Genomic DNA, 26031 nt, shown 5'->3' with positions numbered 1-26031 from the left:
CAACTTATAGGGTTTGGCAGGCGGCATACAGAATCACCGTGATCCTGTATGCCGTTTCAGCCATCAGAAGGATTGTTTGAAGGACAGGTAAAGCTGCCGACCCCGGGGGTCGTGTACTTCAGTATCAAAGAATGGCCGGTCGATCAGGCGCGGTGCAATCTTGTCCTGGAGATTGACCACACCAACACTCAGGCTGGTACCTTCACCGCCAACCAGATCATTGAGCTCAACATCGTAGCGCAAATCGATGGTGGTGTTGGAATCAACCGTGCTGTTGCTCTGGTCGTCGGTGTAGTCCCCGATGTGGCGAACCGTTACGTTAAAACGGTGTTGACCGTAATCGTAAGTGGCCCCCACGTTAAAGCGGAAATCCGGGGTTGAACCAAAGCCGTTGCGGAAGTTCCGGTTGCCGAGAATATCCCCGAACTCCGAGGATTCAAACTCGTACAACAGGGTACTTTTCACATCGATCAGCAAACCGCCTTCGCCCACATCGGTGCGATAGGCAGCAACCAGATCAAAGCCCCCCACTTCCGCAGAACCGCCGTTGACAAAGTTGGAAATGGCCGTGGATGCCTGGCCGTCCGGACTGCGCAGCACCCTGGCAGAGTCGAGATCGCCAGCGGCTACCAGATCAAACACTTGCTGTGCGGCAAAGTCCTGGAGAATCAGGTCCTGGTAGTCGTAGTAGAACCAGTCCAGTGACAGATCCAGCCCCCAGTCTGGCCGGTACACCAAGCCGATATTGAAGTTCTCGGCAGACTGGGGAATCAGATCGTCGGAACCCTCGGTGACAATAGTGACAATCACGTTGTCGCCGATACTGTCCTGCCCCAGAGTTTCCCCGGGCGCAGGGCCGGGGTCGGTTACAGTGCCGTTACCGATAATACCCGCCACCTGGCGAATTGAGGGCGCCTGGAAGGATGTACCATAAGAGGCACGCAGCGACAGGCTGCTGTTCAGGTCGGCCTTGAAGGAGATTTTCGGGTCCAGGGTGTCGCCACCCTGTTCCGCGTAATCTTCAAAACGCACCGCGGTTTGTATTTCCAGCCAATCGGTAACCGGGAAGTGCGCCTCGCCAAAGAACGCGTAAACATCCTGCTCGCCAAACACCGCAGGTACGGTTTCGTTAAGGCGGTTATCGCCACTCTGGTAACGGCCATCCGGCACGTCTTCCAGTTCGATATCCCGGTACTGGCCACCAAACGCCACGGCGATGGGGCCACCGCCCAGCTGTATGCCGGTTTCGCCACTGAGCGACACCTCGGCAACACTCTGGCGTACCAGTGCCACATCGTTGCGGAACAGGCTGAACAGCGATTCCACCTCGTTACTGTTGCCGGCAACCGACACACCATCTTTGGGCGAAACAAGGTCGGGGCTGACAATGCGAGTACCAAAGGGATTCCAGGCACCGGCAACAATCTGCTCGGCAAATACCGGAATGTCCCACTCCCGCGGCGCGGTGCGCTCGAAGTCGGAATTGGCCCACACGTAGGAACCGTACAGCAGCCAATTGTCGTTCAGCTCCAGATCAAAGCCACCCACAATACGGGTATTGGTAAAGATAGTGCTGATGTCCGCCTGGTTGGGACCATCGGCGTCACTGCCCCGTGGACGGCCACGGTAGATCAGGTCAACTGCTTCCAGGTTGGAGTCGGCGGCAAACGCCTCCGGCCCGGCATAGCGAATACCACCGGGGGCACCGGCATCGGCCACAAAGAAGTTAAAGGGGTGGTCCCCTGGCACCAGAAAGCCACCATCATTGGTGAATTGCCGGGTAAGCAGGCCGCCGTTACCATCGCGAATATCGTTTCGGGAAAAACCAAATTCACCGAAAATATTCAGCCGATCAGAAACATCGTAATTAGCGGAAGAGAACAGTTGAAAGCGGTCCTCTTCCGGAAAAATGCGGCGTTGATCCAGGAAGTGATAACGGCAGTTACCAGCAGCGACATCCAACAGGCCACCGGCCTCTACACAGTCCGGGTCTGGAGTGGACGGGCCGCCGGCACGGGCAAAGCCACCGGCCACAGAAGCATCGGGTAGAGCCTGGTTAAAACGCCCCGGCGAACCGGTTACCGAATCGAAGCCACCGGCAATGCCATCTTCCAGGCGGTTGCCATCGGCAAAGTTGGGAAAGTCGGAACGGGTGGCGCTGTCCTGGGTGTAGTAGTTGGCGAATATCGTCAACCCACCGCGCTCACCTTGTACACCAAAGGCGGCATTGAGTTGCGCCGACTGATTGGTGGTGTCGCGAAACTCTCCGCCAAATTCAAAGCCTTCAAATTTATCCCGGGTAAAAATATTCACCACCCCGGCAACCGCTTCGGAACCGTAAGTGGAAGACGCGCCATCAGTCAGCACTTCGACGCGCTCAATCATATTGATCGGGTATTGGTTGGCATCGGTAAACAACTGACCGGAGTTATCCACAACCGGAGCCAGCCCCGCACGACGACCGTTAATCAGCGTCAGGGTGGAGCCCACACCAAGACCGCGCAGGGAGAACTGGGAAGTGCCCTGCAAGTTGGTCACGTCTTGCAGCAACTGCGAACCCGAGTTGGCGGTAATGCCCTTGAATATATCCTGTACCTGAACGGCACCGGTGTCGGCAATTTCCTTCAAGCCCACGGTTTGAATGGGCGATGGTGTTTGAAAGTCTTTGTTGCGTGAACGGATATTGGAACCCGTTACCACCACTTCTTCAATAGCCTGGCTTTTGCCCTGGGCGTCTTCTTCGCTCTGCGCCTGAGCCGTAGCACCAGAACTCGCGAATACAGCTGCCAGGGCAGCCCACACTCCTCTTCGTTTGAATTTCACTGGTTTTTCCTCTCTCGTATTTTGAATGTCCGCGGATAAAAATATCCGTATGGACCCCTTTTTCGAGAGACCGCTTGCAAGCCCCGTGTTGCGAAGCATCAATTCCAGCGCTTTTAATACAGTGTATTCGCCAACTATCGCTTTTGTTTTATGCGAAGCAACCAGATCGTATGGGTAAATAAACGCCTCACCTGTCTGTACCGATAAACGACTAAACGCGTCTACGGCATTCAGTGAGGGAATATTTATTTTGTGGGTTTTTGTGGCAACATCCTGCGATGCTTGTGTCGCAAAACACAGTCCGTTAACCGACACCAGCAAGGCCATAAATACGACTCTGCCGATACTGGAAACAAACCCCCCTGGAACAAATTTCCCCATACGAGTTGCCATCAACTGTATTTTTTTACTGACGTTGCGGCTCTCATTGGATGAGACAAAACCGCACTTAAATACCGACACTGGTCGACGAAAAAAATTATTTTTTCTCGTCTATTGCAGATGAAATCTGCACATGGTTGTAACTGAAACGGGTGATCTGCAAACCGAAATTGGCTTCCAGCGCATCAAACAAAGCGTCGGTACTGCCTACATCAAAGCGGCCACCGATGCGAATTTTTTTCAGTTCTGGATCCTTGATGTCAATGGAAATGGTGGTATAGCGGCTCATTTCGTCCACTACTTCTTCCAGAGATGTGCCGGCGAAATCCAGCACCCCGGAGCGCCAGGCTTCCCGCCGCTTGATTTCCCCAGGTGCAATATTCTTGATATCCCCAAGCCGGGAATTTTCCGGCTCGCCGGGCTCCTGGGCAACCAGGATGGTTGTGGTCTGCCCGGCCTTCAACACCCCCAGTTCGTCAACAGGAACGGCCAGATAACCATCCGGAGAACGTTTTGACGTCCCTTTTTTGCCAGCCTTCGGACCGGCGTTGGGCCGTGCGACATTCGGTTTTTTTATCACTTTATCAAAAACCCCCAGCGCCACTTTGCCTTCGCTCACGGTTACGTCCACATCGTTATTGTGTCGGTAGTAAACGGTAAAGGCGGTACCGACTGCCTGAACGCGGCTGTTACCGGCGTACACCCGGAAAGGCCTGTCTTTCTGCTTGGCCACATCAAAGTGCGCTTCGCCCTGCAACAAAAAAATGTCGCGATGTTCGATGGCATAAACGACTTTCACCTGGCTGTTGGTATTGAGGAACATTTTCGAACCGTCGGGCAGGGATATTTCCCGCTGCTGACCAACAGCCGTGGCGTACAGTTCGTTTTGTTCTTTATAGCTATCCGTGAATAACCAGAGGCCAAGCAAGCTCACCAGTACAAGCAACCCCGTTGCCAGAGAAGCCACAGGCCAGAGCCCCCCCCAGGTTCTTCCCGTGACCGGCTCGGGCCGGTAGTAGAGTTCCTGCAGAGAAATCGGCAGAGCAACCAGTGACTGGTTGCTCCAGAATTCACCAAAGCTGATCAGCTCGTCACGATGTACCGGGCTGCGGTGCATCCACTCCCGCAACGCCTGAATTTCTTCCGGCTGCATCCTGTTCTCGCTGTCCAACCTGATCAGCCATTCACTGGCTTCCTGCTCGATTTGCCTGCGATCAGGAAAGTCTGTCACCTTATCCATTACTCTGTCCTTCCCTTATTCATCAAACGCACCCGCTGTTGGCGACTGGCGTCCAAAGACCGATTTTTTTGCATGCTTTCTTCTTCCCGCAAAAAGGCCCTGCACTTGATGGCACCTTTCTGCAAATGTCGTTCAACCGAGCGCACAGTGATGCCTAGGCGTTCGGCAATATCTTTGTGCTGCAAGCCATGTACCTTTCTCAACAAATACACCCGCCGACACTGTTCTGGCAACGCATCCACGGCCTTGCAATAACTCTGCAAGCCGTCCAGAGCCTCTATTTCTTCATCGACTGTTGAGGACAAAAGGTCATCCATGTCCGAATGACATTCTTCAATATAGCCGGTCACCCGCTTTGCCTTGCTGCGCAACTCGTTCAACGCCACGTTTTTGGCAATGGTGAACAGCAGTGTTTTCGGGTGGCCAACATCGCGCTCTTTTTCTGCCTTGAACGCCCGAAGATAAGCCTCTTGAGCAATATCTTCTATATCCTGGGGGCGGTGCATAAACTTCCGCAAAAAGGCATTCAAAAAACTTTTATGCTTCAGGAAGGCTGCAGTCACCGATGACCCAGCAGTGGTTTTGTCGTGTTTTTTTCCCATCCAGCAAACACCTGATATGTGGTTCGGCGATTGATTATTACTTCACTCAACCCTATAAGACACAACAACCGACAAAAACCGACACTCCTCATCAAAAATAATTTTACCCGGTGGACAGTCGGCAAAAGCTCGCCCAGAATCCAGACATTACTGACCGGCAGAGGCACTGATATGAACCTGGGTATAACAAACAAGAATGCGCTTGTTCTGGGCGGTTCGCAAGGGTTGGGGGCGGCCATTGCCACCCGATTGGCGGAGGAAGGTGCCCGGGTAACGATCGTCGGGCGGGACAGCAGCAAACTCGAAAAGACCGCGCACCGCATTGGCTTTGACTGCCAGTACATTGAAGCCGACCTGAGCTCAAAGGGTTCGCCAGAGAAAATCATGGAGGCTTTTCAGCAATTCGGGGCAACGCCGGACATCCTGATCAACAATTGCGGCGGACCACAGCCCTCGTCAGCCTCAGCTGTGGCAACAGAAGACATTGCCGCGCAAATACAACCCATGCTGCTTTCTATCATCCAGCTCAGCCAGCTTGCGCTGCAACCAATGATCGAAAAGCGCTGGGGGCGGATCATTACCATTGCTTCGTCCGGCGTTATCTCGCCCATTGCAAACCTGGCAGTTTCCAATACCCTGCGTTCCGGGCTGGTGAGCTGGCACAAAACCGCGGCCAACGAAGTTGCCCCCTTCGGAGTCACCATGAACGTGGTGGCACCTGGGCGTATAGACACCAGCCGGGTGCGCTTTCTGGACGAAAAGAGAGCCGCCAACGCCGGCCAGACTCCTGACGAGGCCAAACAAACCGCACTGCAAACCATCCCCGCCGGGCGCTACGGCAACGTCAACGAATTCGCCGCCCCGGTCGCGTTTCTGGCCAGCGAATTGGCCTCCTATATCACCGGCGTTACTCTGCGTATTGATGGCGGTATGGTGCAGGTGCCTTGAAGGGTTTGGATATTAAACCGGCAACCTTATACGTGCCGGACATAAAACTGGAGTGGATCAGCAATGATTCACAATCAAAGTTACCCCTGACAGGAAAAAACACATAGCAGTCCTTCAGTGCCCCGAAACTGCTACACTCCCGCCTCGACCACTAACCACAGAAAACCCATGCCAAACACCGAATTATCCCCCACCCTGCAACTGGCCTGCGACCTGATTGCCCGCCGTTCTGTCACCCCAGAAGACGCTGGTTGTCAGGAATTAATAATAAGCCGCCTACAGGCCACAGGTTTTGAGGTAACGCCACTGAGATTTGGCGATGTGGATAATTTCTGGGCGGTACGCAACGGCAGCAACGACCCAGCCGCGCCAATCCTGTGTTTTGCCGGGCACACGGATGTTGTACCCAGCGGGCCGGAACAACAGTGGCAAAACCCGCCTTATGAGCCGGTTGTAAAAGACGGCATGTTGCACGGTCGCGGTGCGGCGGATATGAAGGGCTCACTGGCGGCCATGGTGACGGCGGTGGAAGGGTTTGTTGCCGCACACCCCCAACACAACGGTCGCATCGCCTTCCTGATTACCAGCGATGAAGAAGGCCCGGCGGTGAACGGCACCATCAAGGTAGTGGAGTGGCTGCAGCAACAGGGCATTACTCCGGAAATGTGTCTGGTGGGCGAACCGTCCAGCACCGCTCGCGTGGGCGATGTCATCAAAAATGGCCGCCGCGGTTCACTGGGTTGCGTGTTGACGGTCAAAGGCACTCAGGGCCATGTGGCCTACCCGCACCTCGCGGACAACCCCATTCACAGTGCGGCACCGGCACTGGCAGAATTGGCGGCGGAGCAATGGGACAATGGCAACGAGTTTTTCCCGGCCACCAGCTTTCAAATCAGCAACATCAACGGCGGCACCGGTGCCACCAATGTGATTCCCGGTGAACTTGAAGTGGTCTTCAATTTTCGTTTTTCCACCGAGGTAACCGCGCAGCAATTGCAACAACGCACCGGAGCCATCCTCGACAAGCATGGACTAAGCTACGAACTGGACTGGAATTTGAGCGGCCAACCGTTCCTTACCGCCAGTGGCAACCTGGTAGAGGCAGCGGTTGCAGGCATCAAAGAGGTGACGGGCATCAGCACAGAACTGTCCACCGCTGGCGGCACCTCCGATGGCCGTTTTATCGCACCACTGGGTACCCAGGTGGTAGAACTGGGCCCGGTTAACGCCACCATTCACCAAGTGGATGAACAGGTCAGTGCCGCCGACCTGAATACCTTGAGCGCTGTTTACGAGCGTATTCTGGGCAAACTGTTTCTGTAACTTGCCTGTCTCGTCAATACGAGGGCGCTTAATGTGAACAACCTGTTTCTCTATATCGCCGTTGTGCTCATCTGGGGCTCTACTTTTTTGGGCATCACCTTCCAGCTGGGCGTGGTAGACCCGCTTATTTCCCTGGTGTATCGCTTTGCCCTGGCGGTTTTACTGCTGCTGGCGTGGTGCCGTTACAAAAACCTCAACCTGCGCATTGAGCGCCATCACCACCCTTATCTGTTCTATCAGGGCAGCTGCCTGTTCGCCATCAACTACTGGTTTGTTTACCTGGCGGAAGAACACATCACCAGTGGCATTGTGGCAGTGATGTTTACCACCATTATCTTTTTGAACATTGTTAATGGCAGGCTGCTGTTAAAGCGCCCATTTGAGCCACGGGTTTTGCTGGGGGCGGTGATTGGCTTTGTGGGGGTCGGGTTGATTTACTACCCGGAAATTGAGCAATCACAATGGGACCGCTCGGCATTTGTCGGCCTGTTGTTTGGCCTTGGCGCCCCGGTTGTGGCCTCGCTGGGCAATATGGCCGCCGCCCGCAACGGCCAGCAGGGTTTGCCGGTAGTGCAAACAAATACCTGGAGCATGGCTTACGGCACGCTGCTGATGCTGCTGGTGGCACTAATAATGGACAAGCCGTTTACTATGGAATGGACGCTGCCCTACCTGACCAGTATGGGTTTTCTGGTGGTATTTGGCACTGTTATCGCGTTTGGTTGTTACCTGCTGCTGATACAGCGTATCGGCCCGGAACGCGCCGCCTACAGCGCCCTGTTGATCCCGTTGGTAGCCCTTGGCTTATCCACGTTATTTGAAAATTACCAATGGACAGCAACGGCGTTTGCAGGCGTAGTGATGATTCTGGGCGGCAATTATTTTGCGCTGAAAAAGACCGGTGAGTAGCCCGGGTGAAGCGAAGCGAAACCCGGGACATAACTGAATAGCTACGCCAGTTTGCGCTTGCTGTAAATATCGTAGCGAGTGGATTTTCCACTCAGGCTGTAGCCCGGTTTGCAGTCGTTCAGGTAAGGCGCTTTGGCAGGGCGTTTTACCACTACCCGGTAGCGCGCCACCTCTATAGCCATTGGCAGCAACTGGTCTGCATCCCCGTCGTCACCCACCAGCGCATGAAACGCCTGCATGTCTTTTTTCACTTTGGCGGATTTTTGTCGGCCGGGGAACATGGGGTCCAGGTAAACCACATCCGCCTGGGTAGCCAACACCGGCATCTCTGCCAGCAACGCATCCTGTCGCAACAATTCCATGCGCGCCACTATATTGCGCAGCTCCTGATCCGCTGCCTGAGATGCCCGTTGCAGGCCATCTGCCAACAGAGCATGCACTATCGGGTTGCGCTCCAGCAACGTCACCCTGGCCCCCAGGGTGGCGAGTACAAAAGCATCGCGACCCAGGCCCGCTGTCATATCCAGCACTTGCAATTCCGGGCGTTTGTCCAGACCGATGGCGCGAGAAATATCCTGCTTGCGGCCACCGCCATACTGACGGCGGTGGGCAGCAGCTCCCGAGGCAAATTCGCAGCGCACCGGGCCGGGGGCATCGGGCCCGGTTAGCTGCAGGCCCAGGCCGTGCTCATCCACAGTCAACAAGCACAAAAAAGCCATCGCGTACTCGATAGGCAAGTTCTGCGATGGCTTGTGGTCGGGCCAGGGTACCAATTCCAGGCCCAGCTCCGCGGCCAGCGCCTGCCCCTTGCTGTCAAAGCCGGGGGCGGCACTGAGCGCACAGGGCGCTTTCAATTACTGTTGATCCAGAGGTTGCAGCTCCAGCTCCACACGGCGGTTTTGCTGGCGGCCTGCGGTGCTGCTGTTGCTGGCTACCGGGTATTTTTCACCGTAGCCAAAGGTGGAAATACGAGCGCCGGAAACACCTTGCGCCTGCAGGAACTGCCCGACACTGGAAGCGCGCCGTTCGCTCAGAGTCTGGTTGTGAGCATCGGAGCCGGTGGAGTCTGTATGGCCGTAAACACGCACGTTGGTCTGGTCGAATTCGTCGATCACCAAGGATACAGATTCCAGGGTTGGGTAAAACTCGGAGCGCACGTCATAACGATCCACACCAAAGGTGATATTGCTGGGCATCACCAGGCGGATATTGTCGCCTTCACGCTGAACCTGAACACCGGTGCCCACCAGACGGTCGCGCAGGTGTTTCTCCTGCACATCCATGTAGTAGCCAATGCCGCCGCCCAGCAAGGCTCCGGCAGCGGCGCCGCGCAAGGCGCCTTTTTTGCGATCGCCGTCATCGGCAATGGCGCCCACTACAGCACCGGCAATAGCACCAATGCCAGCACCGCTGGCCGCCTTGCTGGTTTGCTGTTCTCCAGTGTAAGGATTAACGGTGGTACAAGCGGCAACAGTTGCCGCAAGAGCAACCACCATGGCCGCTTTAAGCAGTGATTTTTTGCCAGGATTTTTCATTGTATTCTCCATATTTTGTGGCCCATATTCTGAGACGTAAAAACGCGGTGTATTTTCCGGGATGCATCAAGCAACCACAAGGGCGCCTGTAACAGTTTGCGACAACGTCAACAAATCCCTGCTGTTGACAATCGCTTTGCGGCAAAATTTCAGTTACTCACATATCCTGTGGATAACGCCGTGGATAACTTTTTTGTAAGTGTCGCAAGTGCCCGTATCTCCGTGGCCACCAACAAATTGGACATTTTTTAAACAGCAGTTTAAGTACTTTTAATTCAATAGCTTATAGATTTTTTATAGCATCAAAAGAAAATCAAAAGGCTTTTTACAAATAAATGATCGGTCAATATTGACTTGTGGACAACAACGAAAAATCAACAACTTACAAACTTCTCTTAACAGCTTAATTCAAGCCTGAAGCCTAAGCTCACAGATTCAATCCAATTGCAGCCAGCTAAAGCCTTCGTTTTGACAGGCGTAATGAACCCGGCCAACACCACCCAATTGCGGCCTAACCGCTTCTCGCACCCGCTGCAGGGAATTGTTCTGCAAGCTGATATGGCCCAATACCAAATGCTGCAAACTACTGCCATTGAGCTGACTGAGAAAATCGGCGCTCTGGTGGTTATTGAGATGGCCCCAGGGCCCGCTGACACGCTGTTTCAGCGATGCCGGATAGGGGCCGCTGGCGAGCATCTGCAAATCGTGATTGCACTCCAGCAACAGGCCATCGCAGCGCTGGTAGCATTCGCTCACATAGGAAGTAATGGACCCCAGGTCGGTGAGCACCCCCAGGCACAAATCGCCGTGGTAAAACAGATACTGCACTGGCTCTCTGGCATCGTGTGGCACCGCCACGGGCTGCACCCGCAGAGCGCCAATAGTGAACTGTTCGGCGTCACGCACAAGGCGTATATCCACGTTCTGAATGCGCTCGGCAACTGCTTTGGCGGTGCCGCCGGTCAGGTACACCGGCAAACCGTATTTGCGCGCCAGAGGCATAACGCCTTTGATGTGGTCGCCGTGTTCGTGAGTGACCAGAATGGCACTGAGTTGATCGGGGGTTCGCTGCAGCTGGCTGAGGCGGCGCACGGTTTCCCGCATGGAGAAACCACAGTCCACCAACAGGCAGGTATCCGCAGCCTCCACCAGGGTAGCGTTACCCTGGCTGCCGCTACCGAGGGAGGCGAATGTTAGCAATTGGGCGCTTCTAAAAATAGTGAAATTTTCGCGAGAGCAAGGCGGCGGCGCACGCAGACCCGCAGTGTATAAGACATACATGAGGACTCGAGTACGACGCCAACGCAGCTATCGCGGAAATAGTGCATTTTTAGAAGTGCCCAATAGTCAAAATCAGGATAGATTACCGCGTATCTCTTTTAACAACCGCAGCGCTTCGTTGGGCTCCAACAGGCTGCCATCGGGGTTGGCAATGCGCACTTCCACGCCGCGATCCACCTGGGTGGTGGTAACGTGGTAATCCACACGGCGAATTTCTTTGTCGTCGCCAGAGCCGAACCAGCCGCTGAACCAACCGCCTTTTTCGTCCAGTTCTTTATGGCGCACGTAGAAAACACCCGCACTGCGATCCTGGTCAACAATGGCAAAGGCACCACTGCCATCGCGGTCGTCCAGCGAATAGGCCACGGCCCCCCAGGAGCGGGGGAAATCCAGCTTGATCAGCACATAGGGCTGCTGGCCGCTGGCGCTGTGCACTTCCACTTTGGCCTCACCGCCAATGGTCTGCGCCAGCAGTGATACCGAGCTGTTACCAATATCTCCGGCAAGGGCTTCCGCCACCAGTTGACGCAATTCCTTTTCCTTGGCCTCGTCGTCGGATTCCAGTGCCCAGTCGGTAACGCGCTCATCACCTTTGGGGGCGCTGTTGTGCACTACGCTGACTTCGGTGGTATTAAATTGCACACCGGGTTCCACTTTGAGGCGATAGCGGTGGGAATCGTTTTCGTCTTCCTTGTAGTTGACCCATACGGTTTCAATCAAGCCCTCTTTGGCATTGAGGGATTCCACCAGAATGCCATTGCGGGTCAGTACGTTGCGAATTTCCGGCCACACCCGATCCGGGCTGGCCTGCACCAGTACCCAGCTTTTGCCGGACAGGGACTGAATTTTTACCTGTTTTTCAAACGCCGCCAGCGAAGCCCGCTGGGGTCTGGGCACTCGAAACTCGCCGGGAATGATGGAATCGTCGGGAATGGCGGGAATGGGGTACAGCTCGGCAATAGCACCATCCACGCTGCTGGCGGGAGTGTCGATAGCCGCCACTTCTTCCGCCAATTGATAGTCGTTGCTGCGGTCGCGGAAAGTATCACCAAACAGGCTGCAACCGGAAAGCCACAAGCTGAGTAATGCAATGGACGTGGTTTTGTACAGCAAAGGGAATCTCCTAAACCAGCTCAAGTTTTTGTAATTCGGCGCGAACCACCGGTTGCTGTTCAGCAGACAACAGGGTTAACGGCAGGCGAATACCGGCGGGGATGCGCCCCATTTCCAGCAGAGCCCACTTCACCGGAATCGGGTTGGACTCCACAAACATGGCATGGTGCAATGCATCCAGTCGAGCATTGAGAGCCCGCGCCTGTTCAACATCGCTTTCCAGGGCTGCCCGGCACATTTGCGACATCAATTGCGGGGCTACATTGGCAGTGACGGAAATATCTCCGTGCCCCCCCATAAGCATCAGTTCGGTGGCCGTCATGTCGTCACCGGAATAAATGGCAAAGCCGTCCGGACAGCTATCGATCAATTGCCGCGCCCGCTCCAGGTCACCGGTGGCCTCCTTGATACCGACAATGTTGTCTACTGCGGCGAGGCGCAATACGGTTTCTGGCAACATATCACAGGCGGTACGGCCGGGCACATTGTAGAGAATCTGGGGGATAGCCACCTTGTCGGCAATGGCCTTGAAGTGCTGAAACAGACCTTCCTGAGTGGGTTTGTTGTAGTAGGGGGTGACCAGCAGGCAGGCATCGGCACCCACCTCTTTGGCCTGGGTAGTGAGTTCCAACGCCTCCTGGGTAGAGTTGGCACCGGTACCGGCAATCACCGGAATGCGACCAGCGGCATAGTCTACTACCGCCTTGATCACCCGCTTGTGCTCATCCATGCTCAGGGTCGCTGATTCACCGGTGGTTCCCACGGCAACAATGGCACTGGTACCGGCGTCGATGTGCCAGTCTACCAACTGTTTCAGCCCGTCCCAGTCCACTTCGTTTGAGGTGGGCAACATGGGGGTAACCAAAGCGACAATACTACCGGTGATCATTGGATGTCCTGAAGAAAGCATGAAGAAAGTAAAAAGGAGGGCTATGGTACTGGTCGCCGGGCGGGGGCTCAAGAGGCCTCGCTAGAAATACAATGGAGATTCTCCCTCCGGACGGGTTTTAAAGCGCCGGTGAACCCACAGATATTGCTCCGGGTGCTGGCGAACATACTGCTCCACCAGGCTGTTGATATGGCTGGCATCCGCCAGATCATCCCCTGTGGGAAAACCATCCAGCGGCGGGTAAATATGAATATCGTAGCCCTTGCCATCGGTACGACGATAATGGGTAAACGGCATAACCGCAGCGCCACTTTTGCCCGCCAGCCTGCCGGTGGCCATCACCGTGGCGGCCTGCTGGCCAAACAGCGGTGCAAAAATACTCTGCTGGGGGCCGTAATCCTGATCCGGCGCGTACCACAGAATGCGCCCGTCTTTTAATGCTTTGAGAACACCGCGCACATCCCGCCGAGGGTAAACCCGGCCACCGGCCACCCGGCGCTCTCGGCCACGGCGCTGCACATAGTCGAACACAGGGTTATTGTTGGGGCGGTACATGCCATCCATGCACACCTGGGTAGACATGGCGGAAGCGCCGATTTCCAGATTGGTAAAGTGCAGCGCCATCAGCAGTACACCGCGGCCCTCCAACTGGTCGAAATGCTCCAGGCCGGTAAAGCGCAGCAGGCGCTGAAATCTCCAGTTGGGCCACCACCAGGCAATGCCGGTTTCAAAAGTGGCAATACCAACACTGTGAAAGTGCCTGCGCAACAACTCGGCTCTTTGTTGTCCATTCAACTCGGGGAAGCAGATTTCCAGATTGCGAGCCGCTATTTTGCGCCGCCGAGGTACCGCCCTGGCCAACAACCACCCCAAACCCCGCCCCAGAAAAAGCTGAACCCGAAACGGCAAAAGCAAAACCAGCAGACGCCACAAGGTCAACCACAGCCAGGTAAGCCAGTAGCGGGGGTGAAGCAGTGCGAAGGTAAAATGCGGGCGGGCTTCCATGGATAGGCGGCAGTTGAAAAGGCGCTATTGTAGCGTAATTTTTAGTGGCCGCACGTCGCACGTCTGACGTCGCACGCTAAACACCATTCTTTGCTCCGCCGTCATCCTGAGCGCAGCGAAGGATCTTATACCTCGATTTTTGCACGAGATTCTTCGCTGCGCTCAGAATGACAAAAGCAGGGAGTAAGTCTTTAGCGTGCAACGTGCAACGTGCAACGTGCGACCATTTGAAACAAAGTGAGCAACTGAAGCAACACCTCACTTCAAAGACTCATAATTCTCCAGAAATTTCTCCGCCCGGCTGATGTGTTGCAACAGCTCCGCGTGTTGCGGCGCCAGGTCGCTGGCGGTGCGCCAGATACGCAGCGCCTGTTTGACATCGCCATCTGAGTAGGCGGCTTCGCCACGGGCGATAGCGCTGGTAATCTCGGCATCAATGGCGGCATCCAACTGCTGCTGTCGTTGCTTGTTGCCATTGTCTTTGGGGTTGAGCTGCTGCAATTTTGCCAATAATTGCTGCGCCAACGGAAAGGCCTTGCTGTCTACGGCCTTGCGGTACTGGGCCACCATGCCGTTGTATTCCTGTTCACGTTTGTGCAGGTATTTGCTCCAGCGCTTATCCAGTTCATCGTTGATGGTGTTTAACGCGGACCGGACATTATTGTCCGGCTTCAGTTGCTGGGCGAGCTTGAGGTATTTTTTGGCGTTGCCGTAGTCGTTGTTATCCAGTGCGGTCAAGCCCTGACTGGCCAGGTATTCCGCCACATCATCGCGGCGACTCTGGTAGCGCTTCCAGGCCCAGCTTGCGGACCAGGATGCGGGGTCGGCCTGTTGGATGTTGTGACGATATTCGCCCTCCTCCACCATGCGCTCTCCCAGCAGCAAATTCAGCTTTAGCTCCTGACTGGTTATATAGGCCCTGCGTTTTTCCAAAAACGTCTGATAAGCCGCATGGCTGCGGCTGTCTTTGGGCAGCCGGGGCAGCGCGTCCTCGAATGCATTTTTAGCCTGCTGCCATTGGTTGTTTTTTTGCATCGTGGCTGCCCGGGCAACCACATCGCTGTCGTAGCTCTCCATATTCACCACCACGTCCTGACGCAACTGTTGCAGCTGCTGATAAAGCGGGGACTGAGGTTTGATGTTGTCGATAATGGCGAGAGTGCGACGAAATTGCTGGTCGGCAATCAGCTGCTCCAGGCGAGCGGGAATATCCGCCTCATTCAACAATAACGTGCTGCTGCAAGAGCACAGCAGCAGGCTGGCAAACAGGACTGTGAGTAAGCGCATTACAATTTGGCCCCATGATTAATCATATCGTCCAGCAAATCTTCCACAAATTGACGCCGTTTGAAGTGAATACCCTGAACATTATAAATGTGAACCGGCTCGCTTTTGCCACGCACGTTGATTATTTTTTTCTCCTCCACATCCAGACGATGCTGTTCGTTAATGGACTGGTAAAGAGATTCTTCAATCACAATCTGGCCACCATCCGCCTCCGCACAGAGCCGCGATGCCAGATTCACCGCATCACCAACCACGGTGTATTCCATGCGTTCTGGCGAGCCGATCATGCCAGCCACCATGTCGCCGCTGTTAATACCAATACGTAAATTCACCGGGAATTTGCCCTGGCGCTGGCGCTGTTTGTTGAGCCCGGCAAGAAAACGCTGCATCACCACCGCACAGGCAAGGGCGTTGTACTGTTGGTTTTCGTCGGGCTCGTGAGCACCGAAAAGCACCATAATGCAGTCGCCGATGTATTTGTCGATAGAGCCAAAAAAGAAGCGGCAGCAGCGGTTGAGGTAACTGAAAAATTCGTTGAGGAATTCACTCACCTGCTGGGGAGTCAATTTTTCAGAGATGCTGGTAAAGCCGACAATATCCGCAAACAGCACGGTGGCATTGACGTGCTCACCACCAATACTGACGGTATCCAGGTTTTTGATCACCTTGCGGGCCACACCTTTCGACAGCAACAGCTCCAGGCGGCTTTCCACTTCTGATTTGTGCAACAGGTGACTGCCCATATTGTTAATGGCTTCGATCAGCTCACCAATTTCATCACTGCGGCGGTCGGCAATGCTGTACACGCCACCGCTGCCAATGGCTTCGGTGGCTTCCACCAGGCGTTGAATGGGCCGCGACATGCGCTTGCCCATGATCAGTGCCAGCGGAATGATGGTGCAACACAGCAAAATCGCAATCACAATAACCGCCTGCACCGCCTGTTTGTACGCTGCCTCAGTGGAGGCTTCCGGCAGCGCCACTACCACATAACCCCCGGTGGCTTCCCGGTACACCACCGGGCTGACGCGCAGCAGGGCGCGTTTGAAAATCATGGTGGGGAAAGCGGCATTCTCGTCAAAGTCCGCCAATCTCAGGCGTTGACCGGGGCTATCAAAGTCAATCAGGTTGGGGCGCGGCAACACTCCGGAGCTGGCCAGCAAGTGATATTCGTGGTCAAAAATCGCCGCTCCCATAATGCGTTTGTTGAGAGTGACATTGTTGAGCAGTACATCCAGCTCCAGCTGCCCCCCGGCAAACAGCGGTTCGGTGACACTGGCGGCCAGCTGCCCGGCAATGACATCGCCAAATTCTTCCGCCTGCTGATAGTTGGCGCGCTGCTGATAGGCAAGCATCCCCCAGGCCAGAGCCGCCATGCCCAGCACCAACAGCAAACTGATACTGACACCCAGCTTAAAAGCAATGGGCAATCGCCAGCGCTTTTTCTTGGCCGGGGTATCAGTTTTTTCCTTGGAGGAGGAAATGTCCATATAACGGTGGTTCCGGGAGGGTGGGTATCGGTAAGTATAGCGGGGATGATACTGCAACGTTGATCTTCAACCATACGCAATGTCATCTTGAGCGCAGCGATAGATCTCGTCGTCGGAATCACATAGAGATTATTCGCTGTGCTCAGGATGACACAAATACAGGGAACTACTGCGGCAGGAAGTCGAACGAGTAGTTCAGGGTGGTGCGGGCCACCGATGCGGCTTTAAAGGCAATCAAGCGAATGCGCGCCAGCAGTTTGCGCTCCAGGCTTTTGTCGTTGAGCTCACTACTGACAAGGGTGGCACTGGATATTTTACCGTTGGGTTCAATCACCAGTTTGACGGTGACCTTGCCTTCCAGCTCCGGCGCTTTGCGCAGGGCGCGATTGTAAATGGCAAAGATGGCGCCCTTGTTCTGGTCCATCACCCGGCGAATTTCCTGGTCACTGCGACCGGCCACCCCACGGCTGTTGCGCGCCGCGCGCTTGCCGTTGGCCACTCCCTGTTGAGCGGTGCTGTGCACTTTGGTGGTTTCGCGACCGGACAGGGCGGTGCCCCCCACGTCGGTGCTCAGGTTGGCAGTATTGATACCACCACTGGTGCCCGCCGCGCCGGAGTTGATCACCGAACGCTTCACTTCAGTGGCCGCGGATACACCCCGGCTGAGGTTGTTCTGGTTGAGCTGCGCCATATCCAGGTTGTCCCGCAATGCCGCCAGGTCGTCCTGGAATTGCAGGATGCCACTTTGCGAGGCCACCTTGCGGGCGTCTTCCAAACGATTAACCGGCTCGGGCTTTGGCTTGGGTTTTGGTTTGGGTTCCGGCTTTTTTTGAACTTCCGGCTTTTTGGGCTTGGGTTTTGGCTTTGGTTTCGGCGGCTCTTTTTTCGGTTCCGGCAATTTTTGTTCTTCCAACACCACCTGCGCCAGTTGCGGCGGCAAAATTTCCTGCTCGGCGCGGGGGATTTCCGGCACCGGAATAAAGGGAACCGCGATGGCAATGACCACAAAAGCGATCAGAAAAATCCGCAGGATGCGCCGAAAATCGTAATCGATATCAAAGCAGCCGGACCAGGCCAGTTGCAGGTTGGGGGAATGGGAATGAACACTCATGGCCGCAGTCATATCAGCGCACCGCCACAGAATCGGTTTGTTCTGTGCCTGCATCCGGTTGCTCAAGAGGCTGCTCCAGAGACTCTATCGGCACCTGGCTCACCGCCAGGGAAATATGGCGATACTCGTTGGCGGCACAGGTGACCATGACCCGCTTGAGCAATTTATAGGGCACCGTTTGGTCCCCCATAATAGTGACGGCGCGGCCGCGTTTTTTCTCCAGCTCGGTGAGTTGAGGGCGGCGTTCTATCTGATATTTCAATTCGTCCCGCAATACCGCAATCTGGTCGTCTTCATCGGAGGTGTCACTGTAAATGTCCGTCACTTTGGCCAGTGGCCTGCCGGACACCATCAGGTCTTCGTTGTTAACCATCACCACCAAGTTCAGTTCCGGCTTCTGTTCGGCAACGGATTCGGGCAATTTGATGTCTTTATTGTTCTGCAGCACTTCCACATCGGAGGAATTCACCAGCAGGAAGAACACCAGAATGGTAAAAATATCCATCAACGACACCAGGTTGAGCTTGGAGGTTTTATTCATCCGCTTGTGGTGTCGCGACAAGCGTTTGGCGCGCATGGACTGTTTCATTGCACCGCTCCTTTTTGTGCATTGACAGCCGCTATGGTTTTGCCATTACCGGGCAACTTTTTATCCGCAAGAAGTGGTGCATCTCCCAACGAAATTTCCGGGAACAACTCTGCCTGCACTGCAGACGCCGCCACCACGGTGGTAAACGAACGAGAGGTATCCATGGTGCTGACAATGGCTTGATAACTGGTGTCCGGCTCGGAAAGAATCAGAATGTCGCGCTTTTCAATTTCCTTGTCGCGCAGCTGGCGTTTGACTTCCTGCAATACGCTGGAAAGCAGCTGGAAGTCGTGACCTTCTTCGGTATTTTCGATGCGCTTAAGAGTGATTCCCTGAGGGTAATTTACGTCGATATACGTATCGCGGATTACCAGTTCCAACTGCTTTTTCTCATCGCTGTTGGAACCGGCCTGATTCAAATCCGGCAACTTCAGGTCAAGCACAGTGATGTGGGAGAACACCATGCTCATCAGCAGAACCGGAACCAGAATAATCATCAGGTTCATAAAGGACGTGATGTCCAGTTCCGCTTCCTGAAAACCCCGGCGGCTGTGGCGTCGGCCTCGCTGCATCAGTAAATCCCCTCGACGTTAATAAACAGTGAAAAATTCAATCGCTGTTGGCATAAATCAAGCGGGTGCCGGAGCCGGATTGCCACTGCCACCTTTCGGTGCCGGATCGTTACTGCGAGTGCGAGTCTGGGCCTTGCTTTCACCAGACAGCAGGTTGAGGCACTTCACGGTAGCCATATCCAGGCTGTCGATAATCTCGGTGGTTTTGGTTTGCAGCATGGAGTGCGCCAGCAACAGGGGAATGGCCGCCATCAAACCAAAGGCGGTGGTGTTCATGGCCACAGAAATACTCTGCGACAGCAGTGTGGCTTTCTCGGTGGGGTCTGCATTGGCTACCGCAGTAAAGGCGGCAATCAAACCGATAATGGTACCCAGAAGGCCCAACAGCGTGGCGATGTTTGCCAGTGTAGCCAGATACTGAGTGCGTTTTTCCAGTCGCGGCAGGGTTTCCATCATGCCCTCCTCCATGGCCGCTTCAATTTCGTTGCGACGGGGTGATTGCGACATGCGGGAAATACCAGAAGCGACAATACGACAAATGGGCACTTTGTTATTGGCAACCTGTTGCTGGGCGCCGAGAAAATCTTTTTTGCGCAACATGGGCAACATGCGCTCAAAGGCGCGTCGGTTGGCAACCGTGGTGCGGGTTAAAAACAACCAGCGCTCTACAACAATGGCCAGGCCAAACACCAGAGCAATGGCAATGGGGTACATAAAGTGGCCGCCCTGCTGAAAGAAGCGCAGCATCGTATTGAGGAATTCCATAGGTTCACCCTTTGTGTTTGACCGTAGGCTGTAAAAATAGATTTTTAATTCTTGGGCACTTCTAAAAATGCACTATTTCCGCGATAGCGGCGTTGGCGTCGTACTCGAGTCCTCATGTATGCCTTATACACTGCGGGTCTGCGTGCGCCGCCGCCTTGCTCTCACAAAAATATCGCTATTTTTAGAAGCGCCCTTTTTATTCGCCGGTATTTATTATCGGTTTTACCGGTTCATGCAGTGCCAACAATGCCTATTCAGAAGGCAAATAACCGTGAACTGCCTAACAGTTTTCAAGGTAGTGGCGGTGACTATTTGTCTTTTTGTGGCGCAGTCGTCAATGGCACACCGCGATGCTTCAACTGGCGCAAAAATTCATTGCGCTCCACCGGCCGGAACAATTCATCCAGGTCACTTTGAAAACCCTGCCGCAGAGCTTCCGGGCCGTCTGGCGCTTGCCAGGGCACGATGTAAAGCACCTTAGGCTGCTCCCGGTTACCGGTAATGGTGGATTGCAAAGTGACAATAGCGGAGTCGCCGCGCACTGGTTTTTTGGTTTTTTTGTTATCGGGGAGGGATTCTGCAGCCTGGGATGAGACAGGCAAAGAAGCCATCAGCAGCCCTGCAGCCGTTATCGCTACGCTCCTCGCAATGACGGTACGGAAAGAATTTTTCATGGCGTCACCTTGTTTTCTGCCAACGCATTAATACGCCGTTGTAAATCCTTTATCCAGCCCGCCACTCTTTTGTCCGGTTCCGGCAGCAACTTTTGGTATTGGCCAAAGTGATGGCTGGCACTTTGCAGGTCGCCCAAATAGAGTTCGTTAAGCACACCCAGGTTGTAGTGACTTTTAGCGTGGTCGGGCCACAGGGTCAGGGCTCGTTCATAAAGCGTTTTGGCCTCGGCAAATTCACCATTTTCCCGCTTTACCAGCGCCAGCCAGTTGTAGGCTTCCAGATTGTTGGCGTTGGCACGAATACTTTCAGCAAAGTAGTCTTGCGCCAGTTTGTGTTCCCCTAGCTGGCGGTAGCAAATTCCCAGGTTGAGATAAGCACCGGACAGTTTTGGGTAGTCGATGGTAATTTGCAGCAACGGTTCTTCCGCCTGTTTCCACTGCCTGGCATCCATCAACTCCAATGCTTTGTTAAAGCGCTTTTGAGCGGCAGCGGGTACAGATTGACGCTTTTGCAGATAGGGGTTTGGCAACCGGACCTCTGCGGCTTGTTGCGCATTCTCTGCCACCGGATCAGACACATTCTGGGGCTTTTCAACAACCACTGGCAGCGAGCCGCAACTGGCCAGCAAAAAGGCCAACCCCAAAACACCGGAACGCCGCGCTGTGCTTGCGATGACGCTCTGTTGACTGTCGCCTGTCGCCTGTCTACTGAATATCACGACTTATCTCCGCAGTTTTTTCCGGCTTTTGGTAGCGCCCTGGCATCAGTTGCGCAAGAGCTGCAAAGCTCTGTTTTACCCATTGATCGTAAATGCCCTGCCAGCTGCGCTGGGCGTTGCGTTGGTGAATATCAATGGCGGTTTCCTCAAACGGATAGGCCTGTTCTTCCAGCAGCAGTTCGTACTGTTCCAGCTCCAACTCGTTGAGCTTGGGGCGCTGGGAATTCATCAGATCGCGGCTTAACTGAGCGTACACGGAACCCAACTGAAAACTGGCCTGAGTGGTAAATTCCTGCACGCCGTAATCGAGCACGCCTTGATAGGCAGCAATGGTTTTTTCCATGGCGGCGCGTTTTTTCTTCAGGCTTTTTTTCAGTGGCAGCTTTAAAGCGATGGTTTTGAATACCTGGTATTGATCGTCCGCCAATACGTTGGCAGACAGTGCCGCCAGGTATTTGGAGCGCTCGCCGCCCTCCTTCGCCTTGTGGCCCACCTGCTTGTGGCCATCAATCAATTTGCGCAGCCAATAACGGCGCTTTTGCGGTTCTTTGGTGGTGACATACAGCTCGCTCATTTTGTAACGGGCCTCCGTCACCACAGCAAACGGCTCCGGGTAGCTGTGGGCGTAGTCGCGAAAATGCTCAATGGCCTTTTGCCAGTTTTTCGCTTTTTCGTACATTTCTGCTGCCAGGTATTGAGATTCCCTTTTCACTTCCGGGTCATCGCTGCCGTTAGCCATGGCCAGCAGGGACTCTGCCGCCGGTTGCCACTTCTCCTGTTCCTGATACACCACGGTCAGCTTGGCCGGAATGGTGGCCGCCAGCTTGTGTTTGCCGTGATTGCGGCGGAACGCCACCAGCACATTTTCCGCCTGTTGCCACTGGGCCAAATCCATCAGGTAGGCCGCCGCATCGTACTGCCCTTTAATGGCAATTTCCGAACCGGGAGACAGAGCCTGAATACGCAACAGCTGCTCTACCGCCCCGGCCTTATCGTCTGCCGCCAGCAATTGTTCGCCGCGTTTGAACACCGTGGCTGCCAGGCGTTCGGTGGTCTGCTGGCGCGCCTGTTGCTGCGACTTGCCAACCATCAGCGCCAGCGCGCCGCGATAGGCTTGTTCCGCGGGCTCAAACTGCTGCAATTCAAACTGGCTGTGACCCTGCACCAGCCAGGCGGTGCGCGCCAAATCAACCTGGGGTGCAGGCTGCCAGTCGGTGACTTTTTGTGCGGCGTCGATGGCGCGGGGGTAGTCTTTCAACGCCAGTAATTGTTCTGCGGATTTGGTCAACACCGGCACCGCGCGCTTGTCACTGGCATAGTGGCTGGCAAAGCGCTGGGCGCTGTCGATTTTGCGGTACTGCCACCGCTGATCCTGCTCCGGGTCAAGTGAGGTGCTCGCCAGGTATTTGTCATAGGCAAGAATTGCCGAGTAACCGGCCTCGGCGCCCTGGTCTTTACTGAGGTATCTGTCTTTACCGAGATACTCATAAGCCACTTGCTCATAAGCGGTGATGGCAGCGGGCAGATTGCCACCTTCGTACAGACTTTCCGCCATCAGGAACACCATTCCCGGCGTGGCTTTGTCGGCCGGGAAGGTGGCGATAAATTCTCTGTAATAGTTCGCCGCCGCCAAAAAGGATTGTTGCACTTGGGCAACTGTCGGCTTGGTGCCGGTTTTGGCTTTCTTACTTTTAAGGGAAGTGTCATTCAGGCCACGTTGCTGTGCCTGGGCTTCGGCGTGCTGATATTTGGCCAGCTCGGTGAGGTAGCTGTGCAGGTGAGGCCGCAGGGTGTCACGCACCGCCTCGCCCTTGCGCTGCCAGAAGTCGCTGGCAATGCCGTAGTTACTGACGAAGTTGCGCTTGGCATCCAGTACCAGCAGGGGGAAATTGCCCTTGCCGTATACCTCAATGGTTTTCACATTGAACAGCGGTGCCTTGTCGTGTCCGGGATAGGCTTTCACGAAGGCCAGGAAAGTGTCGGCGCTGTCCTGGTAGCGCTCCTTGTCCAGATACAGATCACCCAGGCGTTGATAGTGCAAATACTGGTAGTGGCGCTCGCCCTGTTCCGCCGTCACTTCGGCAATGGTTTTGGCGCCCTCCAGGTAGGAAAACACCAGGCTCATCACCCGCAGGCTGTCGTCGGCGATGTCCCGCTTTGAACGGGGCAGGTTTTCCAGGTCGCCCTCATTGGGAATCAGGCCATCCAGCACTTTGGCAAAGGAATCCAGTGAGTCCCGGTAGCGGTTGCGCTTGAACTGCGACCAACCGTGCATGTACAGGGCGTTGCGGTAAAAGGCGCTGCCGCTGCCCTGCTGATGATTGATCACCGCCTGGTAAGCCTGTGCAGCGTCTCGATAATTGCCCTGGCTGAACAGCAACTCCGCCCGGCGGAATTGCGCTTCGCCGTAAAATGACGACTGCGGATATTCCTTCACCAGACGATTCAGCTCGGTCATGGCCCGGTCAATTTTTCCATCCAGCTCGTAGGCTTTTGCCAGTTGGTAGAGCAGCCGGTCGTTGCCCTGATGATCCGGGTGATTTTTCAGCAAGCCCTGATACAGCTCTACCGCACCCTGGTAATAGGGGCCGACATCTGCGCCATCCACCTGGCGCTGTTCGCTCTGCAGCATTTCCAGGCCCGCCAGTCGGCGTTCGATTTTGCGGCGGGTTTCCGGTTCTTCGGCAACTTCCAGGGCGGATTTGTAGTGACCGACAATATCTTCCAGTGTCGGCTGGGGCAATTCCACATCCACTGCGGGCAGTTCAGCCGGTTGCAACTCTGCCAGTGTGGGCGGTGGCGGTGCTTTTTTGTCGCCAAAGCCCATCCAGCTGCAACCACCGAGAAGGATCAACAGCGAATACAGGGGCAAGAGTCGCTTCATGGCGCCACCTCATCGCTTTCCTGAGGGCCCTGTTGCGCATTCTGGTTGCCGCTGTCATAAAGCCGTGCCAGTGCCAGGCGAGCCTGGGATTGGTAGTAACGCAGGCGTTGGCGCTGACGCTGCAATTCGTCCAGCACTGCCACACGGAATTCACCTTCCGCCTGATTGAGAGCAGCGGCAACCGCGCCCTGTCGCCCCTGCAAGCGTTGCAGCAAAGCATCCAGTCGCGCCTGATAGGGGGCAATGTCTGGTGCCTGTTCAATCACATCCCGCAGGTGGCGGAAGTTTTCCACTGCTGCCAACAGCTCATTTTGAAACTGCCCCAACGCTTTTTTGCGCTGCCACAGGTTGTCCGGGAACTGCTCCATGGCACGCCACTTCAGCAGGCCACGGCTGCGGCGCAGGATGTCACGATAGTCTGCTTGCTCCTGAGCAGACAGCTCGCCTGCCGCTACCAGAGTTTCCAGGTGTTGCTGTGAACGCACTACCCGCTGCCACAAATCGGCAATGTCGCCATCCATCAGGGCCATGGTGTCGTTGTTGTCGATAATGCGCTGCAGTTCAGCGGCGCGTTGATCGCCCTGCACCATCATCTGTTCCAGCTGTGCAGGAAACTCGCGTTGTTCAATCAATCGCAGTTTGTCGCCGCGAGCCTGGCGACGTTGATCCAGCAGGTGTTGGAAAATATCCAGCTTGCTCTGCCACTGTTCAAGCCGGCCCTGCATGTCCAGTAGCCGGTGCACATCCACGGCGCGATTTTGCAGGGGCTGCAAGCTGAGGAAGTCCGCCAGACGCCGCAAGTCCAGGGATTGTTGAGCGTCACTGTCTACCAGTTCCAAAGCCGCCAGCAGCTGTTCACTGGTGAGGCTATCGGCAATCTGCTCCACTTCCACCAGTTGATCGGTGTAACTGTTTTCCGCATCCAGATAGGCTTCCAAAGCCTGGCCCGGCGCTTGCAGTTTTTCGTAAACGTGGGGGACGGCCAGCAATGCTTCCTGGACGCTGGCGTCAAAGTTGGAGTGCTCTCCCAGCTTTTGCCAGGCAGACAGAGCCAGGGGGTATTGCTCCAGTTCCATGGCCGCCCAACCGTATCCCAGCAGTGCCCGCTGAATCAGAGGACTGTGCAGGCGCACCTGAATAAAGCGGTCCATGGCCCCCTGATAATTTTCCGCCAGCATCATGCTGTAGCCGGAAGCAGCCAGAGCTTTGTCCCGCAGGGAGCGATGTTCTTCGCTGTCCAGTTCCAAATCAGCCAGCGCATCCAGATAACCGACACCCAGCTCGCGGTTGCCCTCGCGCACATGGGCTGTGCCCAGGTTGTAGTAGATGTAAGGGAGCCAAGGAGTCAGTTCGGTCTGCTGACCAAACAGCTGTTCAGCATTGATGTAGTCCTGTTGTTTGATGGCCAGGTTGATGGTGAGGGACTGCAACTCATCCGTCATGGCCTTGGGCAAATTTCCCGCCACTCGCTGCAAGCTTTGACTGGCACCCTGCCAGTCTCCCTGCTGATAACGCAATTTGCCCAGGTAGAACCAGGCGGCGTTGCGCACTGCTTGTGGGGTATCGCTACTGATTAAACGTTCGAAAACCTCGGTGGCCTGGGGCTCCATATCCAACGCCAGGTTGAGGCCACCGCGCATCAATTCACCGGCATCGCCGTGATTCTGAATACCGCCCCGTTGTTCGGCGATCAGCAACTCGGTTAACGCGGCCTGATAATCCTGCTGGAAGTAATGGTAAAGGGCAGTGCCATAGCGCAGATCTTGCACGGTAGACGGTTTTTCGGTTTTTGCGGTAACACTTTGGGCAACCATCAGCAAAACTGCCGTGATCACTCCGGAAACGTGTTTGCGCAAAGTCGGCGGGTTGCAGTGGCTCAGGCGAGACATGG

22 protein-coding genes are annotated in these 26031 nt (G+C 55.1%); 3 read left to right on the top strand and 19 right to left on the bottom strand.

All coding sequences use genetic code 11. The annotated features are described in order from the left end of the window. Positions 1-63 precede the first annotated feature (63 nt). From ACVBEJ_RS04485 to ACVBEJ_RS04475, 3 genes are all read right to left on the bottom strand, one after another. Positions 64-2823: a TonB-dependent receptor plug domain-containing protein gene (locus tag ACVBEJ_RS04485; protein WP_447128407.1), complete on the bottom strand. Its 2760-nt coding sequence runs from the start codon at positions 2821-2823 to the stop codon at positions 64-66. Positions 2824-3301: 478 nt separating this feature from the next. After that, positions 3302-4444: a FecR family protein gene (locus ACVBEJ_RS04480; RefSeq protein WP_447128406.1), complete on the bottom strand. Its 1143-nt coding sequence runs from the start codon at positions 4442-4444 to the stop codon at positions 3302-3304. Next, positions 4444-5046 (bottom strand): RNA polymerase sigma factor, encoded by a 603-nt coding sequence (locus tag ACVBEJ_RS04475; RefSeq protein ID WP_447128405.1) that lies wholly within the window; start codon positions 5044-5046, stop codon positions 4444-4446. Before ACVBEJ_RS04475 ends, ACVBEJ_RS04480 begins: the two co-directional genes overlap by 1 nt. 171 nt (positions 5047-5217) lie before the next feature. On the opposite strand from ACVBEJ_RS04475, the gene ACVBEJ_RS04470 reads away from it, so the two are divergent. The 3 genes from ACVBEJ_RS04470 (at position 5218) to ACVBEJ_RS04460 (ending at position 8226) form a co-directional block, all read left to right on the top strand. Next, on the top strand, positions 5218-5994 hold the full coding sequence (locus tag ACVBEJ_RS04470; protein ID WP_447128404.1) for an SDR family oxidoreductase: 777 nt from the start codon (positions 5218-5220) through the stop codon (positions 5992-5994). A gap of 168 nt (positions 5995-6162) precedes the next feature. Further along, positions 6163-7317: a succinyl-diaminopimelate desuccinylase gene (gene dapE / locus ACVBEJ_RS04465; RefSeq protein WP_447128403.1), complete on the top strand. Its 1155-nt coding sequence runs from the start codon at positions 6163-6165 to the stop codon at positions 7315-7317. 33 nt (positions 7318-7350) lie between these two features. Further along, positions 7351-8226: a DMT family transporter gene (locus tag ACVBEJ_RS04460; RefSeq protein WP_447128402.1), complete on the top strand. Its 876-nt coding sequence runs from the start codon at positions 7351-7353 to the stop codon at positions 8224-8226. Positions 8227-8267: 41 nt separating this feature from the next. On the opposite strand, the gene ACVBEJ_RS04455 is transcribed toward ACVBEJ_RS04460, so the two are convergent. From ACVBEJ_RS04455 to ACVBEJ_RS04380, 16 genes are all read right to left on the bottom strand, one after another. Further along, entirely contained in the window at positions 8268-9080 is an 813-nt protein-coding gene (locus tag ACVBEJ_RS04455; protein WP_447128401.1) for a class I SAM-dependent methyltransferase, read from the bottom strand. Next, positions 9081-9761 carry an OmpA family protein gene (locus ACVBEJ_RS04450; RefSeq protein ID WP_447128400.1) on the bottom strand — a complete coding sequence of 227 codons (681 nt, stop codon included), beginning with the start codon at positions 9759-9761 and terminating at the stop codon, positions 9081-9083. Positions 9762-10196: 435 nt separating this feature from the next. After that, the gene (locus ACVBEJ_RS04445) at positions 10197-10961 is read right to left on the bottom strand and encodes an MBL fold metallo-hydrolase (protein ID WP_447128399.1); all 765 of its coding nucleotides are present in this window, start codon (positions 10959-10961) and stop codon (positions 10197-10199) included. Positions 10962-11114: 153 nt separating this feature from the next. Then, positions 11115-12155, bottom strand: coding sequence for an outer membrane protein assembly factor BamC (gene bamC / locus ACVBEJ_RS04440; RefSeq protein ID WP_447128398.1), 1041 nt, complete (start codon positions 12153-12155; stop codon positions 11115-11117). A 10-nt stretch (positions 12156-12165) separates the two neighbouring features. Then, positions 12166-13044, bottom strand: coding sequence for a 4-hydroxy-tetrahydrodipicolinate synthase (gene dapA / locus ACVBEJ_RS04435; RefSeq protein ID WP_447128397.1), 879 nt, complete (start codon positions 13042-13044; stop codon positions 12166-12168). Between the two features lie 81 nt (positions 13045-13125). Further along, the gene (lpxL, locus tag ACVBEJ_RS04430; protein WP_447128396.1) at positions 13126-14049 is read right to left on the bottom strand and encodes an LpxL/LpxP family Kdo(2)-lipid IV(A) lauroyl/palmitoleoyl acyltransferase; all 924 of its coding nucleotides are present in this window, start codon (positions 14047-14049) and stop codon (positions 13126-13128) included. Between the two features lie 258 nt (positions 14050-14307). Further along, complete coding sequence (locus ACVBEJ_RS04425; RefSeq protein ID WP_447128395.1) at positions 14308-15336, bottom strand: hypothetical protein; 1029 nt, start codon at positions 15334-15336, stop codon at positions 14308-14310. Further along, positions 15336-16826: an adenylate/guanylate cyclase domain-containing protein gene (locus tag ACVBEJ_RS04420; protein WP_447128394.1), complete on the bottom strand. Its 1491-nt coding sequence runs from the start codon at positions 16824-16826 to the stop codon at positions 15336-15338. The genes ACVBEJ_RS04425 and ACVBEJ_RS04420 overlap by 1 nt, the downstream gene beginning before the upstream one ends. 166 nt (positions 16827-16992) lie before the next feature. Then, entirely contained in the window at positions 16993-17949 is a 957-nt protein-coding gene (locus ACVBEJ_RS04415) for a TonB family protein (RefSeq protein ID WP_447128393.1), read from the bottom strand. Between the two features lies 1 nt (position 17950). Further along, positions 17951-18526: an ExbD/TolR family protein gene (locus ACVBEJ_RS04410; RefSeq protein WP_447128392.1), complete on the bottom strand. Its 576-nt coding sequence runs from the start codon at positions 18524-18526 to the stop codon at positions 17951-17953. Continuing rightward, positions 18523-19098, bottom strand: coding sequence for a biopolymer transporter ExbD (locus tag ACVBEJ_RS04405; protein ID WP_447128391.1), 576 nt, complete (start codon positions 19096-19098; stop codon positions 18523-18525). Before ACVBEJ_RS04405 ends, ACVBEJ_RS04410 begins: the two co-directional genes overlap by 4 nt. 57 nt (positions 19099-19155) lie before the next feature. Continuing rightward, complete coding sequence (locus tag ACVBEJ_RS04400) at positions 19156-19863, bottom strand: MotA/TolQ/ExbB proton channel family protein (protein WP_447128390.1); 708 nt, start codon at positions 19861-19863, stop codon at positions 19156-19158. 308 nt (positions 19864-20171) lie between these two features. Further along, positions 20172-20537: a hypothetical protein gene (locus ACVBEJ_RS04395; RefSeq protein WP_447128389.1), complete on the bottom strand. Its 366-nt coding sequence runs from the start codon at positions 20535-20537 to the stop codon at positions 20172-20174. Beyond that, a complete protein-coding gene (locus ACVBEJ_RS04390; RefSeq protein ID WP_447128388.1) occupies positions 20534-21256 on the bottom strand; it encodes a tetratricopeptide repeat protein in 723 nt (240 codons plus the stop codon). The genes ACVBEJ_RS04395 and ACVBEJ_RS04390 overlap by 4 nt, the downstream gene beginning before the upstream one ends. Next, a complete protein-coding gene (locus ACVBEJ_RS04385; RefSeq protein WP_447128387.1) occupies positions 21243-24140 on the bottom strand; it encodes a tetratricopeptide repeat protein in 2898 nt (965 codons plus the stop codon). Before ACVBEJ_RS04385 ends, ACVBEJ_RS04390 begins: the two co-directional genes overlap by 14 nt. After that, complete coding sequence (locus ACVBEJ_RS04380) at positions 24137-26029, bottom strand: hypothetical protein (protein ID WP_447128386.1); 1893 nt, start codon at positions 26027-26029, stop codon at positions 24137-24139. Before ACVBEJ_RS04380 ends, ACVBEJ_RS04385 begins: the two co-directional genes overlap by 4 nt. Between the last annotated feature and the right edge of the window lie 2 nt (positions 26030-26031).

This window comes from Porticoccus sp. GXU_MW_L64 (genome assembly GCF_052983295.1).
This window is presented reverse-complemented; position numbering and strand designations above follow the sequence as displayed.

What these genes read in the sequence shown, in the direction of transcription:
- dapE (WP_447128403.1), top strand. Translation starts at nt 6,163, where the DNA reads ATGCCAAACACCGAATTATCCCCCACCCTGCAACTGGCCTGCGACCTG.
- ACVBEJ_RS04420 (WP_447128394.1), bottom strand. Translation starts at nt 16,826, where the DNA reads ATGGACATTTCCTCCTCCAAGGAAAAAACTGATACCCCGGCCAAGAAA.
- ACVBEJ_RS04410 (WP_447128392.1), bottom strand. Translation starts at nt 18,526, where the DNA reads ATGAAACAGTCCATGCGCGCCAAACGCTTGTCGCGACACCACAAGCGG.
- ACVBEJ_RS04380 (WP_447128386.1), bottom strand. Translation starts at nt 26,029, where the DNA reads ATGTCTCGCCTGAGCCACTGCAACCCGCCGACTTTGCGCAAACACGTT.
- ACVBEJ_RS04450 (WP_447128400.1), bottom strand. Translation starts at nt 9,761, where the DNA reads ATGAAAAATCCTGGCAAAAAATCACTGCTTAAAGCGGCCATGGTGGTT.
- ACVBEJ_RS04480 (WP_447128406.1), bottom strand. Translation starts at nt 4,444, where the DNA reads ATGGATAAGGTGACAGACTTTCCTGATCGCAGGCAAATCGAGCAGGAA.
- ACVBEJ_RS04475 (WP_447128405.1), bottom strand. Translation starts at nt 5,046, where the DNA reads ATGGGAAAAAAACACGACAAAACCACTGCTGGGTCATCGGTGACTGCA.
- ACVBEJ_RS04405 (WP_447128391.1), bottom strand. Translation starts at nt 19,098, where the DNA reads ATGCAGCGAGGCCGACGCCACAGCCGCCGGGGTTTTCAGGAAGCGGAA.
- ACVBEJ_RS04470 (WP_447128404.1), top strand. Translation starts at nt 5,218, where the DNA reads ATGAACCTGGGTATAACAAACAAGAATGCGCTTGTTCTGGGCGGTTCG.
- ACVBEJ_RS04425 (WP_447128395.1), bottom strand. Translation starts at nt 15,336, where the DNA reads ATGCGCTTACTCACAGTCCTGTTTGCCAGCCTGCTGCTGTGCTCTTGC.
- ACVBEJ_RS04395 (WP_447128389.1), bottom strand. Translation starts at nt 20,537, where the DNA reads ATGAAAAATTCTTTCCGTACCGTCATTGCGAGGAGCGTAGCGATAACG.
- dapA (WP_447128397.1), bottom strand. Translation starts at nt 13,044, where the DNA reads ATGATCACCGGTAGTATTGTCGCTTTGGTTACCCCCATGTTGCCCACC.
- ACVBEJ_RS04400 (WP_447128390.1), bottom strand. Translation starts at nt 19,863, where the DNA reads ATGGAATTCCTCAATACGATGCTGCGCTTCTTTCAGCAGGGCGGCCAC.
- ACVBEJ_RS04415 (WP_447128393.1), bottom strand. Translation starts at nt 17,949, where the DNA reads ATGACTGCGGCCATGAGTGTTCATTCCCATTCCCCCAACCTGCAACTG.
- lpxL (WP_447128396.1), bottom strand. Translation starts at nt 14,049, where the DNA reads ATGGAAGCCCGCCCGCATTTTACCTTCGCACTGCTTCACCCCCGCTAC.
- ACVBEJ_RS04385 (WP_447128387.1), bottom strand. Translation starts at nt 24,140, where the DNA reads ATGAAGCGACTCTTGCCCCTGTATTCGCTGTTGATCCTTCTCGGTGGT.